Source organism: Arthrobacter sp. GCM10027362 (assembly GCF_042679445.1).
Classification (GTDB): domain Bacteria; phylum Actinomycetota; class Actinomycetes; order Actinomycetales; family Micrococcaceae; genus Crystallibacter.
On the sequence record NZ_JBHTML010000004.1, the window covers coordinates 38706 to 54966 of the forward strand.

The 16261-nt window shown below is 67.4% G+C and carries 15 protein-coding genes and 1 pseudogene; 10 read left to right on the forward strand and 6 right to left on the reverse strand.

Features of this window, described 5'->3' with window-relative positions:
* Positions 1–149: 149 nt before the first annotated feature.
* The 3 genes from ACFQ36_RS01560 to ACFQ36_RS01570 are packed head-to-tail and all read right to left on the reverse strand — an operon-like array spanning position 150 to position 3228.
* Positions 150–557 carry a RidA family protein gene (locus tag ACFQ36_RS01560; protein WP_377009895.1) on the reverse strand — a complete coding sequence of 136 codons (408 nt, stop codon included), beginning with the start codon at positions 555–557 and terminating at the stop codon, positions 150–152.
* A 36-nt stretch (positions 558–593) separates the two neighbouring features.
* The gene (locus ACFQ36_RS01565) at positions 594–1829 is read right to left on the reverse strand and encodes a flavin monoamine oxidase family protein (protein WP_377009897.1); all 1236 of its coding nucleotides are present in this window, start codon (positions 1827–1829) and stop codon (positions 594–596) included.
* A 22-nt stretch (positions 1830–1851) separates the two neighbouring features.
* On the reverse strand, positions 1852–3228 hold the full coding sequence (locus tag ACFQ36_RS01570; RefSeq protein ID WP_377009900.1) for an MFS transporter: 1377 nt from the start codon (positions 3226–3228) through the stop codon (positions 1852–1854).
* Between the two features lie 125 nt (positions 3229–3353).
* Between ACFQ36_RS01570 and ACFQ36_RS01575 the strand changes: the two genes are divergently transcribed.
* The 3 genes and pseudogenes from ACFQ36_RS01575 to ACFQ36_RS01585 all read left to right on the forward strand — a co-directional run.
* Positions 3354–4826: a PucR family transcriptional regulator gene (locus ACFQ36_RS01575; protein ID WP_377009902.1), complete on the forward strand. Its 1473-nt coding sequence runs from the start codon at positions 3354–3356 to the stop codon at positions 4824–4826.
* A gap of 409 nt (positions 4827–5235) precedes the next feature.
* Entirely contained in the window at positions 5236–6270 is a 1035-nt protein-coding gene (locus tag ACFQ36_RS01580) for a Gfo/Idh/MocA family protein (RefSeq protein WP_377009904.1), read from the forward strand.
* A 244-nt stretch (positions 6271–6514) separates the two neighbouring features.
* Positions 6515–7072 (forward strand): annotated as a pseudogene (locus ACFQ36_RS01585) (RtcB family protein); the annotation flags it as partial.
* A 77-nt stretch (positions 7073–7149) separates the two neighbouring features.
* Here ACFQ36_RS01585 and ACFQ36_RS01590 read toward each other — a convergent pair.
* On the reverse strand, positions 7150–7413 hold the full coding sequence (locus tag ACFQ36_RS01590) for a helix-turn-helix domain-containing protein (protein ID WP_377009906.1): 264 nt from the start codon (positions 7411–7413) through the stop codon (positions 7150–7152).
* Between the two features lie 234 nt (positions 7414–7647).
* On the opposite strand from ACFQ36_RS01590, the gene ACFQ36_RS01595 reads away from it, so the two are divergent.
* From ACFQ36_RS01595 to ACFQ36_RS01625, 7 genes are all read left to right on the forward strand, one after another.
* Positions 7648–8268 (forward strand): hypothetical protein, encoded by a 621-nt coding sequence (locus tag ACFQ36_RS01595; RefSeq protein ID WP_377009908.1) that lies wholly within the window; start codon positions 7648–7650, stop codon positions 8266–8268.
* Positions 8269–8381: 113 nt separating this feature from the next.
* The gene (locus ACFQ36_RS01600) at positions 8382–8996 is read left to right on the forward strand and encodes a hypothetical protein (protein WP_377009911.1); all 615 of its coding nucleotides are present in this window, start codon (positions 8382–8384) and stop codon (positions 8994–8996) included.
* Positions 8997–9003: 7 nt separating this feature from the next.
* A complete protein-coding gene (locus ACFQ36_RS01605; protein ID WP_377009913.1) occupies positions 9004–9249 on the forward strand; it encodes a hypothetical protein in 246 nt (81 codons plus the stop codon).
* A gap of 268 nt (positions 9250–9517) precedes the next feature.
* The gene (locus tag ACFQ36_RS01610; RefSeq protein ID WP_377009915.1) at positions 9518–10237 is read left to right on the forward strand and encodes a GIY-YIG nuclease family protein; all 720 of its coding nucleotides are present in this window, start codon (positions 9518–9520) and stop codon (positions 10235–10237) included.
* A gap of 57 nt (positions 10238–10294) precedes the next feature.
* Complete coding sequence (locus tag ACFQ36_RS01615) at positions 10295–10618, forward strand: hypothetical protein (protein ID WP_377009917.1); 324 nt, start codon at positions 10295–10297, stop codon at positions 10616–10618.
* Positions 10619–10684: 66 nt separating this feature from the next.
* Entirely contained in the window at positions 10685–11128 is a 444-nt protein-coding gene (locus ACFQ36_RS01620; protein WP_377009919.1) for a hypothetical protein, read from the forward strand.
* Between the two features lie 84 nt (positions 11129–11212).
* A complete protein-coding gene (locus tag ACFQ36_RS01625; RefSeq protein WP_377009921.1) occupies positions 11213–11647 on the forward strand; it encodes a hypothetical protein in 435 nt (144 codons plus the stop codon).
* 1159 nt (positions 11648–12806) lie between these two features.
* On the opposite strand, the gene ACFQ36_RS01630 is transcribed toward ACFQ36_RS01625, so the two are convergent.
* Together ACFQ36_RS01630 and ACFQ36_RS01635 are read right to left on the reverse strand one after the other, a co-directional pair.
* On the reverse strand, positions 12807–15314 hold the full coding sequence (locus tag ACFQ36_RS01630) for a tetratricopeptide repeat protein (RefSeq protein ID WP_377009924.1): 2508 nt from the start codon (positions 15312–15314) through the stop codon (positions 12807–12809).
* Positions 15315–15670: 356 nt separating this feature from the next.
* Positions 15671–16165, reverse strand: a complete 495-nt coding sequence (locus ACFQ36_RS01635; RefSeq protein WP_377009926.1) for a hypothetical protein — start codon at positions 16163–16165, stop codon at positions 15671–15673.
* Positions 16166–16261: the final 96 nt, after the last annotated feature.

Below are 16261 nucleotides of genomic sequence, written 5' to 3' on the forward strand. Positions count from 1 at the left end.
GAGGGGCGCCTCCAACGAGCGCTGGGGCGTACGCTGCCACAGCCTCGGACACTACGCGCCCGGAACGTGAAGAGTCCCGCCGAACTGCGTCGGCAGGACTCTTCACCGGTGCTGGCCCCGGTCAAACGCGGACGATAAGCCGTCCCTGCCTACCGTCGCTTCCCGCCCGCCACGGCCGTCGCCTGGATCTCGACCTTCATGCCCTCGACCAGCAGCGTCCCGGCGCCGACGGCCGTGGAAGCGGGGAACGGATGGGAGAGGAATTCGGAGCGCACCTGCTTGAACACCTCGTAGTCGGCCGGGTCGGCGATGTAGACGGTCATGGCGGCGACGGCGTCCAGGGTCTCGCCGAACTGGGCGAGCACGGCCTGGAGGTTGCGGAAGGTCTGGCGGGTCTGCTCGGCGGTGTCGGTACTGACGAGGTTGCCGTCCTCGGTGAAGCCGCCCTGCCCGCCGGTGAGGATGGTGTCCCCGATGCGCACGGCCTGGGCGTACTGGGCGTCCTTGGCCCAGGGCCACGGTCCGTGCAGGGTTTCGATGGTGGTTTCGGCTGCCATGAGGGGTGTTCCTTTCGTATTACGTATTGAGAGGGGTCAGTTGAGACGGTCTGCGACCTGCCGGGCGGCGTGTTCGCCGCTGCGCAGGGCGCCTTCCATCAGGCCGATAAACTCGTCCCCGGCGTATTCGCCGGCGAAGTACAGGCCGCCCACCGGCTTGCGCAGCAGGTCCAGGTCGGTGTCCTGCCAGGCGGGTCCGGGTTCGGCGTAGGCGCCACGGGCCAGCGGGTCCTCGGTCCAGGTGGACAGCACCGGTTCGGCGTCGGCGATGTCCAGGTCGGTGCGCATTTTCCGCACCAGCTCGGCCCAGGTCTCCGGCCCCTGCGTCACGTCAATGCGGTCCAGTGCGCCGGGGGAGCCGGCGAAGCAGCTGATCACGGGCGGGACAACGCCACCGAGCCGGCGGGCGGTCCAGGTCCAGAACCGGTTGTGCACGCTCATGATGGCGCTGGTCTCCGGTTTGGCGTCCAGCAGCAGGTGCAGCTTGGCGGCATGGCCCTGGGTGAGCCTGCCGAAGGCTTCCCGCTTCCAGGCCGGCAGGTCGACCTCCACGCCCCCGCCGGTGAGGACCCCGAGCGGCAGGGCGACGATTACGGCGTCGTACTCAAAGGTGCCGGCGGCGGTCACCACGCGCACGCCGTCGGCCGTCTGCCGCACCGCCTGCACGGGGGCCTGCAGCCGGACCCGGTCGCCGAGGAACCGGTGCATGGCCAGGGCCAGGGCCTGGTTGCCTTCGCCGATGCGCCAGCTGGGCACTTCCTCGAAGGAGGAGACATTGCGCAGCACGGAGGCATTGACGGTCCCGGCCGCGCTGGCGGCGGAGATTTCCACCCGGGCGCTCAGGCACTCGCGCACGTCGTCGTCGACCTCCAGCCGCTGAAGCAACTCGCCGGCGCTGACCCCGGAGGCGCCGGCCATCTCGGCCGCGCGCCGGCCGGCTTCGGCCAGCTGTCCGGTGGTGATGTCCGGGTATTCATAGGTTTCGCGGATGTAGTAGCTCATGCCGGTTTCGCTCAGGGTGAGGCCGAAGCGCCCGCACAGGGTGGTCAGCCGTTCGTAGCCGGTGAGCACGAATTCGGCGCCGCGCTCGATGGTGACGGGGCCGGCGGGGTGGTCCAGCTGCTCGGACCAGACCCGCCCGCCGACGCGGTCGCGGGCCTCGAACACGGTGACGTCGACGCCGGCGTCGGCCAGGGCGGTGGCGGCGGCGAGTCCGGCGAAGCCGGCGCCGAGGACGGCAACGGTGGGGGAGTGGGGCTGGGGGTTGTGCATGGTTCTCTCTTATTCAGGGGGATCAGTGGCTGGCGGTGAACTGCCGGGACCGCGGGGAGGGCAGGGACGACGTGGCTTCCAGGGACTGGCCTTTGGTCTCCGGGGCCCAGGCCAGGCAGACCAGGAAGCCGGCGACGGTGATGATGGCGCCGATGAGCATAGTGGGGCCGACGCCGATGGAGGCCAGGCCGATCGGCAGCAGGTAGGTGCCGGTGGCGGCGCCGATCCGGCTGATGCCGACGGCGAGCCCGACGGCGGTGGCCCGGATCTCGGTGGGGAACAGCTCGTTCGGGTAGACCCATTCGAGCAGGCTGGGGCCGCCGGAGGTGAAGGCGTAGAAGCAGAAGGCCAGGATCACGAACCAGGCCGGGCCGGCGGGGAAGAGCCACAGGGCGATCAGCGGCAGGGCCATCAGGCCCAGGGACACCACGGTCATGGGGCGCCGGCCCCAGCTGTCCATCAGCTTCAGCGCGGGCAGGTTGCCAAGCACGAACAGGCCGCTGATGACGGCGGAGCCGACGATGTCCAGGCTGCCGCCGGCCAGGCCGAAGGCGAGCAGGATGGCCGGGCCGAAGGTGTAGAGCGCATACTGCGGGGTGATCTGGGCGAAGTAGAGGGCCCCGCACATGATGGTCCGCTTCAGGTAGCCGCCGCGCAGCAGCATCCGGAACGCGGCCGTGCCGGAGAGGGCGGCCGGCTCCTCGGCCGGGTGGACGGCGGAGAGGTCCAGCCGCTTGCCGTAGACCTGCTCGATGACGTCCTCGGCCTCGGTGATCCGGCCCTTGTTCAGCAGCCAGCGCGGGGATTCGGGGATGCCGCGGCGGGCGAGCACCACGATCACGCCCAGGATGGCGCCGCTGAGCAGCATCCAGCGCCACAGCCCGTAGCCGCCGGAGAGTTCGACCATGGCCCAGCCGACGGCGAAGGCGAGCATGGCGCCCAGGCTCCAGGAGATCCCGGTCAGGCCGATCATGAAGCCGCGCTTCTTGCTCGGGGTGAACTCGGTCAGCAGCGAGGTGGCGATCGGGTAGTCGGCGCCGATGGCCAGGCCGAGGATGAAGCGCAGCGCGATCAGCTGCCAGGCATCGGTGACGAAGGTGGCCAGGAAGCAGGCCAGGACCAGCACGGTCAGGTCCAGCGCGTACATCTTCTCGCGGCCGATCTTGTCCGTCAGGGCACCGAAGATCGTCGCGCCGAAGAAGATGCCGATCAGCGAGGAGGCGCCGATGAGTCCGGCCTCGACCGGGCCGACCTGCAGATCGGCGGTGAGCCCGACCAGGGCGACGCCGATCAGGCTGAGCACGTAGCCATCCAGGAACGGCCCGCCGCAGCAGGCAATGAGGAGTTTGCGGTGGAACTTCGAGACCGGGGCCTCGTCCATGATGTTCAGCGAGCTCAACAGGTCTCCTTTGACGGCTCGTTGCGGGTAATTTGCTGCATCGACAGTACGTGGGTGTGAGCACCCGCACTATCGGTCTGCAGTACAGGTACCTTTTACTTTTCGTGCTGCGGTACAGTCTGGGTATGAGTGAGAGCCTGCGCGTGCGCAACCTGGTCGGCATGGAAGCACTCGGCACCTCGCTGTTGGCCGGCGCGGACGGGCTGGACCGCGTGGTGCTCTGGGCGCACAGCTGCGAGATGCCCTCCCCGGAGCGCTGGCTTGGCCCGAACGAACTGCTCATGACCATCGGGCTGTGCATCCCGCCGGGCGAGGCAGATCAGGTCGAGTTCATCCGCCGCCTGCACCAGGCCCAGCTGGCCGGCGTCACCGTCGGGGATGACCAGATGGCACCCGAAATCACCCCGGGCATGCTCGCCGAGGCGGATAGGCTCGGTTTCCCGGTCATGCTCACCGCGCACACGGTGCCCTTCGCCGTCATCGGCCGCACCGTGGCCGCGGCGAACTCCACGACGCAGACCCAGCAGGTGCTGACCCTGAGCCGCCTCTACCACGCGCTGATCAAGGACACCGGCGCGCCGGAGGAGTTCCTGCAGAACCTGGAGCGCGTCTTCAACGTGCGCATGGCCGTGCTGGACACCGCGACCAATGCGGTGCTGCTGCCCGGCTCCCTGACCCTGGATCCGGAGACCGTCCAGGCACTGGCCGGGCTCGCCGGAACGGCCCCGGGCGCGGGCACCGTCCGGCTCGGGGCGGTGGGCGAGGACCGGTTCAGCGTCTGGAGCGTGCCCAGCCGGCGCCGCACCCTGCTGGTGGTAGACGAAAGCCACGGCTCCATGCTGGACGCCTTCACTGTGGTCCACCTCGGCCAGGCCGTTTCCGTGGAAGCGGACCGGCGCGCCGCCCGGGCGCTCGCCGACGGCGCCAAGGGCGCCGGTGTCGTCGCCGCCGTCTACGCCGGGGATGCGAACCTGACCAGGCTGGAGGCCGAGGCCGCGGAGCTGGGCCTGGACACCGCGGACCTGACCGTGCTGGTCACCGTCGACGGCGACAACGGGCTGCTCGGCGAGGCCCTGTCCCTGGCCGGCATCGTCCACGGCTCGGTGCTTCGCCGCGGCTACCTGGTCACCTGCCTGGCCACCCGCGACGTCGACGCCGCGTGCGCCGCGCTGCTGCTGCACGGCAAGCGGGTGGGAGTGTCGGATCCGTTCGAGGGCCTCGGCGGGCTGCGCGAGGCGGCGCTGAACGCGCAGTGGGCGCTCGGCACCGTGCGGGATACCGCGCAGGGGGTGATCCGCTACAACGACGCGGAGTTCTCCGTGCTGCCGCGCTCGGAGGGCGAGGCGCACGAGGTGATCCACCGGGTGCTCGGACCGCTCATGGACCGGGACGGGGAGGCCTCGGTGCTGGTGGAGACGCTGTGCAGCTACCTGGATCACGACCGCAACTGGACGGCTGCCGCGGCGCAGTTGGGCATCCACCGGCAGACGCTGGGGTACCGGCTGCAGCGGATCGAGAAACTCACCGGCCGGAGCCTGAAGAACACCCGCGACCTGGCCGAGCTGTGGATCGCCCGGACGGCGCTGAAGCGGGCGTAAAGCAGCCGGCGGTTCCGGCCTCCGTCTCGGCAACGGGCAGGATCGCCGGCCCAAAGACGTAGAGCGGGGACCGGGACGTGGTCCGGACGCGGAGAGCCCCCGCATATGAAGGTCTGCTTTGGCCGGGCTTTTGCCGGAACTTTGCTCCGGTACTGCGGGAGTCTGGTAGTCCGGGATTTCGATCCGGGCGTGGGAAGCCCGGCGGCGTAGCCCAAAGAAGGCCCGGCGATGGTGGATTGTGCGCTTTCGATTCGACGGTATCCTCGGCTTTTGAATATCGAGTGAGGTGTTCGGCCGGACACTGAGGCCGCACATCGAGTGGATGAAACGCTGGGCGAAGGGCATGGCGCGGGTGCAGGAGGCGCAGAACCCTTCTCGGGCGGGGTAGGTTGAGAAAAAGGAGAGTTCAATGAGCGGGAAATTGCGTTGGGGCGTCCTGGGTGGCGCCCGCATCGTCCGCAAGACAATTCCGGCGCTGCAGGAAACGAAAAACGGCGAGGTCGAAGGGATCGCTTCCCGCACCGAGGAAAAGGCCAGGGAGTACGCCGACAAGCACGGCGTCCCGCAGGCGTTTGGCTCTTATGAGGCACTGCTCGCGTCCCCGGACATCGATGCTGTCTACATTCCGCTGCCGAACGCACTGCACCTCGAGTGGATTCTAAAATCCCTGGATGCAGGCAAGCACGTCCTGTGTGAAAAACCTCTGGCGATGAGCGCCGCCGAGTGCGAGGAGATTGCGCGGAAGGCAGGCGAGACCGGGCTCAAAGTCTTGGAAGGCTTCATGTACCGTTTCCACCCGCGTTTCGAGAAGCTGCAGGAGCTGCTCGCGGCCGGTGCGGTGGGCCAATTGACATTTGTCCACGTCGCTCACTCCTTCGACGCGGGTGGGGAGGACAACATCCGCTGGTATGCCGGGCTCGGCGGGGGCGCGCTATTCGATACGGGGTGCTACTGCGTCAACGTGAGCCGGATGGTCACCGCGCAGGAGCCGGCTCACGTTGCGGCCTTTGGCAATTACCGCGACGCCAACGACGGCGGCCGGATCGACACCAGCATTGCGGGCATGCTGCGCTTTCCCGGCGGCGCCACCGCGCTTTTTGATACGGGAGTGAACCTCGAGCGCCGCAACTTTTTGGAACTCACGGGCACGGAGGGCCGGCTTTACTTGGACAATCCTTTTGGGCTCCTGGAGGAGGATTCGGTCCTGGAGGAGCATCACTTCGGGCAGGACACCATCTACCACAAGGTCACGGGCGAAAACCACTTCGTCCGGATGGGCGAACACTTCGCCGACAGCGTCCTAAACGGTACGCCGCTCCGCTACGATCTCGCGGACGCGGCCAACAACGCCCGGGTGCTGGAAGCCCTCGACACCGCAGCGCGGAAACAAGACGGGGCGCCTGCACCGGGAGCACATTCCGGCGCCGGCCCAGGCGTTAGCTGACCGGGCATCCCCGGGCAGCCGGGCCCTGGGGAACTTCCCCTTGCGGGCAGCGTGAGCTGCTCCTTTTGGGAGCTGGAGTTGCACAGACGACTTCGGAGAATGACAGCCGCGGCCTTCGCTGCGGGCAGGACCGCCGGAATGAATCCGGTGGGGGAGGCGTTGAACTCCGGCGGACCGTGAACACCTTGCGAGGCTCGGAAGCAAAGCACTGGTCCGGAGCCGGCGAACGAAAGGTAGGGGACCGATGTCTTTCCCTGTCATCCTCCAGGGCACCAAGCATCCCGTCCACCTCTGGGCGCACGAGCACGACGTCGAGCCGGCCGCGCTGCAGCAGTTGCGCAACATCGCCTCCCTGGACTGGGTCCACGGCGTCCGTGTCATGCCCGACGTCCATCTGGGCAAGGGGGCGACGGTCGGCTCCGTCATCGCGATGAAGCAGGCGGTCTCCCCGTCCGCCGTCGGCGTCGATATCGGCTGCGGCGTCTCCGCCGTGAAGACCTCCCTGACCGAGCACGACCTGGACGGGCTGCACCGGCTCCGGCTGGCCATCGAGGCCGCCATCCCGGTCGGCTTCAACGCCCACAAGCAGGACGTGGACCTGAGGCGGCTGGGACTGGAGGCGGGGATGAAGAACTTCTGGGGCAGGTTCAAGGACCTGCACCCCGCCGTCCGGAAACTCGAGTCCCGCGCGCTCGCCCAGCTGGGAACGCTCGGCGGCGGCAACCATTTCATTGAGGTGTGCGTGGACGAGGTCGGCGCCGTCTGGCTCACCCTGCACTCGGGCTCGCGGAACATCGGAAAGTTATCCGGACTTTAGTGCGCGAAGTCTCGACTCTCCCAACCAATATCTGCTGGTGGTGGCTCCGCATGTGCCATGACTTACTCAGGTGGGGCTACCGCTTCATTGAGAAGATCTCCCGGCCTGACGCTAAGCACCTCGGCGATCCCGACAAGAGTTGATGTCCTGGGATTGGAACCGGGTAGGGGGTCTCCAGGGGATCCCCGGCCTGCCTCTATCAGCTGCATTTGGTTCTTGGTGATCCCCGCACGGTGCGCCAGGGATTCCTGCGTTAGACCGTTCAGCCGTCTGAGCTCTCGGATGCGTAGTCCAAGTTGGAGCGAGTGTTGCTTGGTCCAGGGCATGTATTGAACATGTCAATATGGCCTAATACAATCGACCCTATATATATGGATTTTTAAGCTGCGGACGTGATGCTCGTCCCAGAGTGCGCCTCATGTGGTGAACACCGCCACCGCAGCCTGGAGGTCGGTTATGGGACAGGTCAGCATCCATCTGGATCTCGCGCACGGAACCATTGCGCAGCTTTGGCCGCCGGGCACAATCAGGGCTGGGCGGCCGATCCGCGATCCGGAACAATGAGCAGCTCAGCAACTCCCCGCAGGCTGGCAGCCCGGCTGGTTGGACCGCTGGCTGCATCCGGGGTCGTGGAGTTGATCGAGGCCAGCCTGCCCGGGATGGACCAGCTGGAGACCACGGAGAGGTACGAGCTGGTCGGGGAGCTGCTGTTCCTGGCCCGGGAGGTCTCCCGGACGGATGACACCACGCCTTTGGCCGAGGCCATCGACATCTGGGGCAACCGCCGGGGCCGGGTCATGCCCTGGTTCTCCGGAGATGAGGCGGACCGACTCGATATGCCGCTGCGGGCCCCTGCACCGGACGGGAACGACTCGGAGCAGACGGACACCGTCAGTCTCCGGGAAGCAAAGCTCAGGCGGTCCCAGCGCCGGGCGCTGCGGAAACAGCAGGCCCGGCACGAGGCCGAGGTGGCCCGCGACGCAGCCCGCCTCGAGGAAACATTGGCCACGCTGCGCCGGCTGCTGGAGATTGCCCACCGGATGGGGCTGGCGGATCGGGACGCGTTGGGCTGGGTCGCGGACCCGTCGGGCTACTTCGGCGGCAAAACCGGCCTGGACTATCTGGGAGACCCGGAGAAGCTGCTGGACGTGGCGCAGCAGGCGTGGGGAGTGGAATGGTGAGACCTCGAGAACGAGCCGGTGACTTTCTGCCACAGCCTGTGGCACGAATTGTCCGGCACGCTGTTGGACAATTCGTGCCTCAGAAGGTGGCACCAACGGGAAGGAAGCCGGCTGTGGTCGGACCCGGCGATGTGCAACTTGTGCAGGTCCTGCGCGCCGCCCGGGACACCGGCATCGACCGTGTATGGATCATTCCTGAACCCATGCTCAGGCGTATAAGCGGGCCGGTGGATCTGTACCTGCTCGTAGCCTGCGACGAAGGCCTTGCCGTCCCGGAGGATGCGCTGTGCCGATTCCGCGATACCGCGGAGCAGATCATGCCCGCTGTCCGGGTGGGGGTGGACCGTATTGAGGATCTCGACGGGATGGGCGATCCGGAAGACCTCCAGGTCCTGCTGACCATGGTGGAGCTGACCGACCGCCTCACCGACCGCGAGGAGGGCCTCTGGCGGGTCACCACAGCCTCCGGCACGGTCTATGTCCTGGACCTCACCCCGGGCCGGCGCACCCTGACCCGCCTGCCCGGCCGGGACCGGCCGCAGGCAGGCTACGCCCGGATTCCGGCGGCCGACCTGCGGCGCGACGGCGAAACGCTGCCCCTGCTGGCCATCGGGCAACTGCAGCTCGGCCGGCCCGGTGCCCTGGTCATCGACGTGCGCCGGGACGGCATTCCCACCGTGCGCGGCACCACCCCGGTGGTTTCGATCGAACGGCTCGAGGAGGCATAGGAAGCCCATGGAACTGACCGCTCACGTGCACCGGTCCGGTGACTGGTGGGCCGTGGAAGTACCGGAAGTCCCCGGCCTGGTCACCCGGGCGCGCCATGTCTGCGAGGTGGTCGATGCGGTCGCGGCAGAGTATGAGCGGCTGACCGGCGCACTGCCCGAACCCTTCCTGGTCGCGCTCGAGGTGGACTACGGCAACTCGTGGCTGCACCGGCCGCCCTGGCCCGTCCGCAGCAGGTGGAAGGAAATGTGGTGACCGGCGGGCAGATCCCGGGGCAGACGCCGGCGATTGCAGGCTTCACTCCCGCCGCAGGGCAGATCACGCAGTCCCTAGACGACCATATCCGGCGCCATCCGGCCACATACAGCGCTACACGACCGGGTGGGACGAACCGCCCGCGGTCAGGTCCGGATAAGCGGGCTGAGGGCTTTGCGGTACAGCCGTAGTCCGCCGCTTCCGACGGGCGGAACCCCGCATGGGGGTCGCTGTTACTGCAGGGAAGGCTTCTGCGGGAAGGGGTGTCATGAGGCAGGCTGACATCGGCGGCGAAGTGCCGTCCCGGTACCGATACGAGGGCGTGCGCCTCACGCCCAGGGTCATGGCCGGCCTTGCCCGGAACGTCGTGACAGAGCCGGTGTTCCGCCGCGGTGCGCTGGGGAAAGCACAGGAGTACCATCTGGCACGGGGCGGAGCGCCCACCGATACCAGCCTCACCTCGCTGGTCCGGAAGGCCGCGACCATACTGGCGCGTGCCGGGCTGATCGAGGGGGCCGGCATCTACGGCTGGTGGCGGTGGCGGGAAGGGCCGGACGTCCCGGCCGGCCTGCAGATCGGCCCTGAACCCGGGACAGACCTTGCCGCCGGGGAACTCGAAGTGGCCACTGAAGGAACCAATGAGGGCGAGGGGTCCGGGTGCGTCTACGTGTACTACTTCCCCGGCTACAAGGAACTGGCCGGCTTCAGGAAGGAGGCACGGTGGCCGGTGAAAGTCGGGATGACGTCTGCAAGCGATTCCCATATCCGGGTGTCGAACCAGCAGGGCACCGTCATGCCCGAAGCCCCCGTGATTGCCTACGCCCGGCAGACGGACACGCCCCGGAAATTGGAACAGACCCTGCATGCCATCCTCTCCTGCAGAGGCCTGCAGCTGGATGATGCCCCCGGTGCCGAATGGTTCCTCTCCAGCCCCGATGAGATCAAGGCGATCGTGGACTGGCTGTTCGGCCCCGGTCCTCGGCGCTAAAAGGCGGCGGTAAAGTCTGCGGCAACCCCTGGCCGCTACGGTCCAGAAGGAGAAGACATGACCGGGAATCCGTTCGACGGCCTTCCCGGACGGGAGGAAGTACTGCCCGGGCCGCAGGCCACCGGCGGGATCCGGCCCCTGACAGCGACGGGCCTGTATGCGCGCATCAGGTCCGAGCTGGGCGGCCGCGGACCGGACTCGGAGGACCTGGCGGTCCTGTGCGGGGAGCTTCTGGCGGCGTTCACCCCGGACGCGGCCTGGCTCTGGCTGCAGGGCTACGAACCGCACCTCGGAGCCCGGCCCCTGGATGTGCTGGCCGTCGCCGGCACGGACCCGGTCCGGGATGCCATCCGGACCTACCTCCAGGGCGCCTTCGAATAAAGGCATCCGGCTGCCCGGCAGGATGAACCGCGGTGACCTGGCCGGCGACAGACAAAAGGAGCAGGCATGACAGACAATCCGTTCGACGGGCTCTTGGAACGGCCGGAGAAGCGCATCGACCTGCTCCTGGCACTCGTGGCGCAGGACTGGAAACGCACCGGGATTGACCTGCATTTCTTCCAGTATGTGGCCAACCTGGCCCACGACCTTGGCGCCGGGGAGGATCCCTTCATGGTCGAGGATGACGTCGTGATCGAGGCCCTGCTGGCCCGGATCGCAGACGCCAGCGGACAGGACGGACAGGATGCCACGGACTACCTGTTGTCCAGTCCGGCCAATGCTCGGCACCTGCTGGAAAGCATCCGCCGGCTCGAACGGGGCCGGGCGCGGGGTGAGGCCGTGCGGCGCAGGATCCGCATCAGGGCTGCCCGCCTCAGGTGCATCACCGACTCCCGTCTCGGCAAGGAGACCCCGCAGTGGGTGATCGATCTGGCCCGGCAGGACCTTTAGGGGCCCGGGCAGCACTCCGCCGTCACGGTCCCGGCCCCGAAGTCTTTATGGACACGAACGGAACCACGACAGGAGCCTGGAGTCATGAAGCTCTTCGACACTGCACCCGTCTCGCCCCAGCTGGCCCGCAGCCTCCAGGCATGCACCAACGCCTGGAAGCGCATCGAGAGTGAGTTCGGACTCCTCAGCAGCGGCCAGGTCGCCGAGCTGCTCGGCCGCAGCGCGGAGAACCGGAACCTCGCCTCAAAGAAGCGCCGGGCCGGGAAGATCCTGGGTGTGGCCCGCGGGAACACCTACCGCTACCCGGGATTCCAGTTCGACCGCGATCGCGGCACCGTCCGCAGGGTCATTGAGCCGCTGATCGCCCTGGCCGGAGAGAACGGCTGGCCGCCCGAGGACGTCGTGCTGTGGCTGTGCGCCCCGTCGACGTACTTCCACGAGGCGGACCGGCCGGTGGACCACCTGGAGGAGCCCGAGAGACTGCTGGCAGCGGCCCAGGACCAGTTCGAAGCCGACTGATGACGGAGCCCACTCCGGGTAGACCCGAGGCGATCAATGACAGTAGTCACCGGATCAACGGGACCAGCCACGCTAACGATCAGCGTTGGCGCAGCGTCAGGCCTCCAAGCCGCACGGCCGGAACCGGCGGCCGGGGGTGCTTCGCTGTCCAGGATACCGAGGCGGTCTGCTGCACCGTTAGCCTCATGCCATGAACTACGACCCGGACGATGTCGAACGGCTGGCGCTCGGCGGTGACTGGCTCGCGCAGGTCACCGCCGTCACCCGTCCCGACCTCAGCGCTGACCTGCTCGCCGCCATCATGGCCCGACCCGAGGTGGACGAGCAGGTGCAGTTGGCCATCGTGGAACGCCGGGACGTCACCGTCCAGACACCCGACTGGGCAGCAGGCTCCGATTCTCCCAGTCGTTTCCGGCCGCCGGTATTTGGCCAGTTCGGCGAGGCGGCGCCGCCACCGGGTCTCGTCGGCTGTGGCCAGTCCCGCTCCTGCCAGCGCGGAAGTGATGCCAGTCCGTCCCGGAACGCACGAGCCAGATGTCCTTCGGCTGCGCCCCCGCGCCAGCGCTGCAGCCACTCGCCAACCCTTTTGGCGGGTTGTGCGGACTTCAATGAGGGATGGCGACCCTCGGACTGCACCATCACGATGAACTGGTCCATTCGCTGCAGCCCCTCGGCGTCATCTTCGGAAGGGCGTCCACCCCGGCGGAATCCTCCGGTCCAGAGTCCGGGTCCGGGCGATGGCCGGGTGGCGAGCCACGGTCCGTACCGGTGCCCGGACAAGGTTCGCGATCCGGCCCCGGCTCAGTCCGGCCGATACATCAGCACGCATTCCGGGTCAGGCCCCATGCGGTCGTCTGCCCATTGTGGAGCCCATCCTGCCATTGCCGTTCCCGGCATCGGCAGGTCACGGCCGGTTGGGAACAAAGCACTTCGGGCATCCGCTGCGCGGCCGGCTAGGGGTCCGGACCCGCCGTCACAGAGCTCCGCGATTCCCGGCTTTCGTCTGTCTGGACCCTTCCCGTCACTGTATTCCTAGTCGTTCGGCCGTTGCGTCAATGGTTGACCGCTTATGGGTCAAGCCGAAGCCCGAACGGTAAATCAAACGGGAAGGAGCGCGATGAGCAGCCGCCGAATGACGAACCCGACCAGCTAGCCAAAGCTAGCGGGGGCCACCTCCCGGTCTGCGGCGCCGGGATCGAATGTACGAAACCCAGAAGACAGCTGCAAGCATCCCAATCAGCCCACCGATAAACAGATCACTGGACACTGGCCTGCCAATAGACAGATCCAAGCCGGTCAGGATAAGGCAGCCCGACACTGTGGCCGCGCATACAACGGCCAGGATCAACAAAACTCTCGGCAGCAGCCCCTTGTTTAAGTTTCCGGCCTCCCGGTAGGCGCTGGCAAGGTTGTTGCGGACGGTCAGGGTGTGTGGGTGGTCCGTCCCCAGTACCCGTTCCGCGTCGGTGAGGAGTTGTTCGTACAGTTCGGTGGCCCGGGTGGGGTTTCCGGCCTCCTTGTAGGCGAGGGCGAGGTTGTTGCGGACGGTCAGGGTGTGTGGGTGGTCCGTCCCCAGTACCCGTTCCGCGTCGGTGAGGGTTTGGTTGAGCAGTTCGATGGCCCGGGTAGGGTTTCCGGCCTCCCGGTAGGCGCTGGCAAGGTTGTTGCGGACGGTCAGGGTGTGTGGGTGGTCCGTCCCCAGCACCCGCTCCCGGTCGGTGAGGGTTTGTTCGTACAGTTCGGTGGCCCGGGTGGGGTTTCCGGCCTCCTGGTAGGCGCTGGCAAGGTTGTTGCGGACGGTCAGGGTGTGTGGGTGGTCCGTCCCCAGTACCCGTTCCGCGTCGGTGAGGAGTTGTTCGTACAGTTCGATGGCCCGGGTGGGGTTTCCGGCCTCCTGGTAGGCGCTGGCGAGGTTGTTGCGGACGGTCAGGGTGTGTGGGTGGTCCGTCCCCAGCACCCGCTCCCGGTCGGTGAGGGTTTGGTTGAGCAGTTCGGTGGCCCGGGTGGGGTTTCCGGCCTCCTGGTAGGCGAGGGCCAGGTTGTTGCGGACGGTCAGGGTGTCGGGTTGGTCCGTCCCCAGCACCCGCTCCGTGTCGGTGAGGGTTTGTTCGTACAGTTCGGTGGCCCGGGTGGGGTTTCCGGCCTCCTGGTAGGCGAGGGCCAGGTTGTTGCGGACGGTCAGGGTGTGTGGGTGGTCCGTCCCCAGTACCCGTTCCGCGTCGGTGAGGGTTTGGTTGAGCAGTTCGATGGCCCGGGTGGGGTTTCCGGCCTCCTGGTAGGCGCTGGCAAGGTTGTTGCGGGAGGTCAGGGTGTGTGGGTGGTCCGTCCCCAGTACCCGTTCCCGGTCGGTGAGGGTTTGGTTGAGCAGTTCGATGGCCCGGGTGGGGTTTCCGGCCTCCTGGTAGGCGAGGGCGAGGTTGTTGCGGACGGTCAGGGTGTGTGGGTGGTCGGGGCCTATCCGGTTTGTGGCCTCCTCGGATAGCCATTTATAGTGCCGGGTGGCGGCGGCAACCATTCCCGCGTCAAGCATGCTCTGCCCTGCCCGATCGAGCAGAGCGTGAGGCCGGTCATTCCAGAGCGCATCGTTAGCTGCGCTGATCAGGTGCTCGGTGTTGGCCAGCAGCAAGGCCAGCGCGTCCCGCTCGCTGGCCGTCCACACCGCGTCCAAGGAGTCCGCAGCCACTTGGACTGCGTCCTCGAACTCCGGTGCCGTTATCGACTCGCGGACGGCCCGCTGGGTCAAGGCGTGCATCCGCACGGTCGCCGGGGAGCCGGACTGGTGCTCGATCAGGGACAGGGAGTGCAGGTCCCGTAACGCCGAGCGGGCTTGGGCGGCGCTCACCGAAGAGGAGGAGACATCCCCGGATTCCTTCGGAGGAGGAGCGCCGGCCAGGAAGATCAGGGAGGGTTCGGCCAGGAACATCGCCTCGGGGGCCCCGGCGGGATCCGTCACGGCCGCCAGTCGGACCATGCGGTTGGCCAGCCCCGCCGGGGGCAGCGTGCCGGCCTGCTCCATGGCCAGAGACCAGGTGGTGGCCACCGTGCGCTCGTACTCGTCGGCGGGCAGGCGGTCCGGAAAAAGTTCCGCAAGACGGTTGGCACGGTCGGTGAAATCCGCAAGATAGTCGCTGGAACGGATCGCTTGGTGAAGGATGACGGAGACAGCCTGGGCCAAGGCCACCGGCAGAAACCCCAGATCCCGGGCCAGCTCCCCGGCCCCGTCCAGTACACCTGCGGCGGTCCCCGTCCCGTTCCGCTCGGCGTCCCGGACGCGCCTCTCCATATACGCCCAGGCCTCCTCGGGAGTGAATACGCCCAGCCGCACGGTGGTGCCAGCCCCGATCACCAAAGCGGCGTCCCGGCGGTAGGTGGTGGCAAGCACCCGCCCTGGACCTCCCGGCCACAGCCCGCTCAGCTGCCCCGGATCATTGGCATTGTCGAACACCACGAGCCAGGACCGGTCGGTGACCGAGAGCCAGCTCAGAAAAGCCGCAGCCTTCTGGTCGGCGTCCGCACCTTCCGGCACCGGCGCCTGCACACGGTCCGCGGCCTCGGCGAAGGCCGTCACCACCGATGTCCGGGATTCCGCCCGGACCCACAACCGCAGATCCACATCAGCATTGGCCGGATCCTCGAAGATGCTGACCGCCAGCTGTGTTTTGCCCACGCCACCCGGGCCCGTGATGAGCACGGCCCGGGCAGCCCCCGGTCCCCGGTCCCCGCCCTTGTCCCCCCACGCGGCGTGAACTTCCTGGGCCTGTTTCCGAGGCTGAAACCCGGCTGCCTGCTTTGGCGGTACCCCCAGCTTCACGGGCCAGGTAACCGGCCGGATTGGCAGCAGCATCTGGGCTTTTTCGACAAGGAGCTGTCCGCCGGGACCCATAATGACATCAACTTGGCTTGCTAAACCGACGGCTGTCGCGTCATTCTTGGCGACTATTGCGCCGATGTCGGTGTACATGGGCTGCGGTTTAGGGCCCCTGGTGCTGCGCGGGCCAGGGGCGGGTCCGGTGTCCTGGCCCGCTAGGAGGGGTTTGGCTTATTATCCCCAGTTGGGTGGTAGCCCGCGTGCACGTTGCCTTGGATGTGGCCTGCCGCGACGCCGCCGCGGTCGGCCTTAATTGTCCCAATGTTGTAGACGCCGGCGCGGGTTCCCTCGGGGTCCGCCACTGCGAGCAGCTTCTTTGCGGCCTCCAGCACCTGGGCGTCCTGCGCTGCTCCGCTCTCCCGCACCTGCTTTTCCAAGGGAGCCTGATACGTGGCCGGATCCGTCCCGTGCTCTTCCAACACCATCTCGGCGGCCGGCCGGTCCTTGAAGAACTTTTTCACCAGGTTTTTCAACCCGGCGTAGGCGTCCTTCAGGCTCTGTTCCGCAACGCCTTCGGCGCTTCTGGCTGCCCCCGCCGCCAGGGCCGCGACTATCAAAGTCACCGGATCCATGGCACACCCCTTCTCCTGCTGCTGGCCGATAAAACCAGCGTGGCAGATCGCGGGGATACAGTCGAGAGTCGATTCCAATGAACCCGTGGTCTGAGTGGTCGGAGAACTGACAAATGCTTCTTTGAGCCGACTGAAGTTCGCCGGAATTCAGGCCTTCCAGTTAGCGACGGCAGG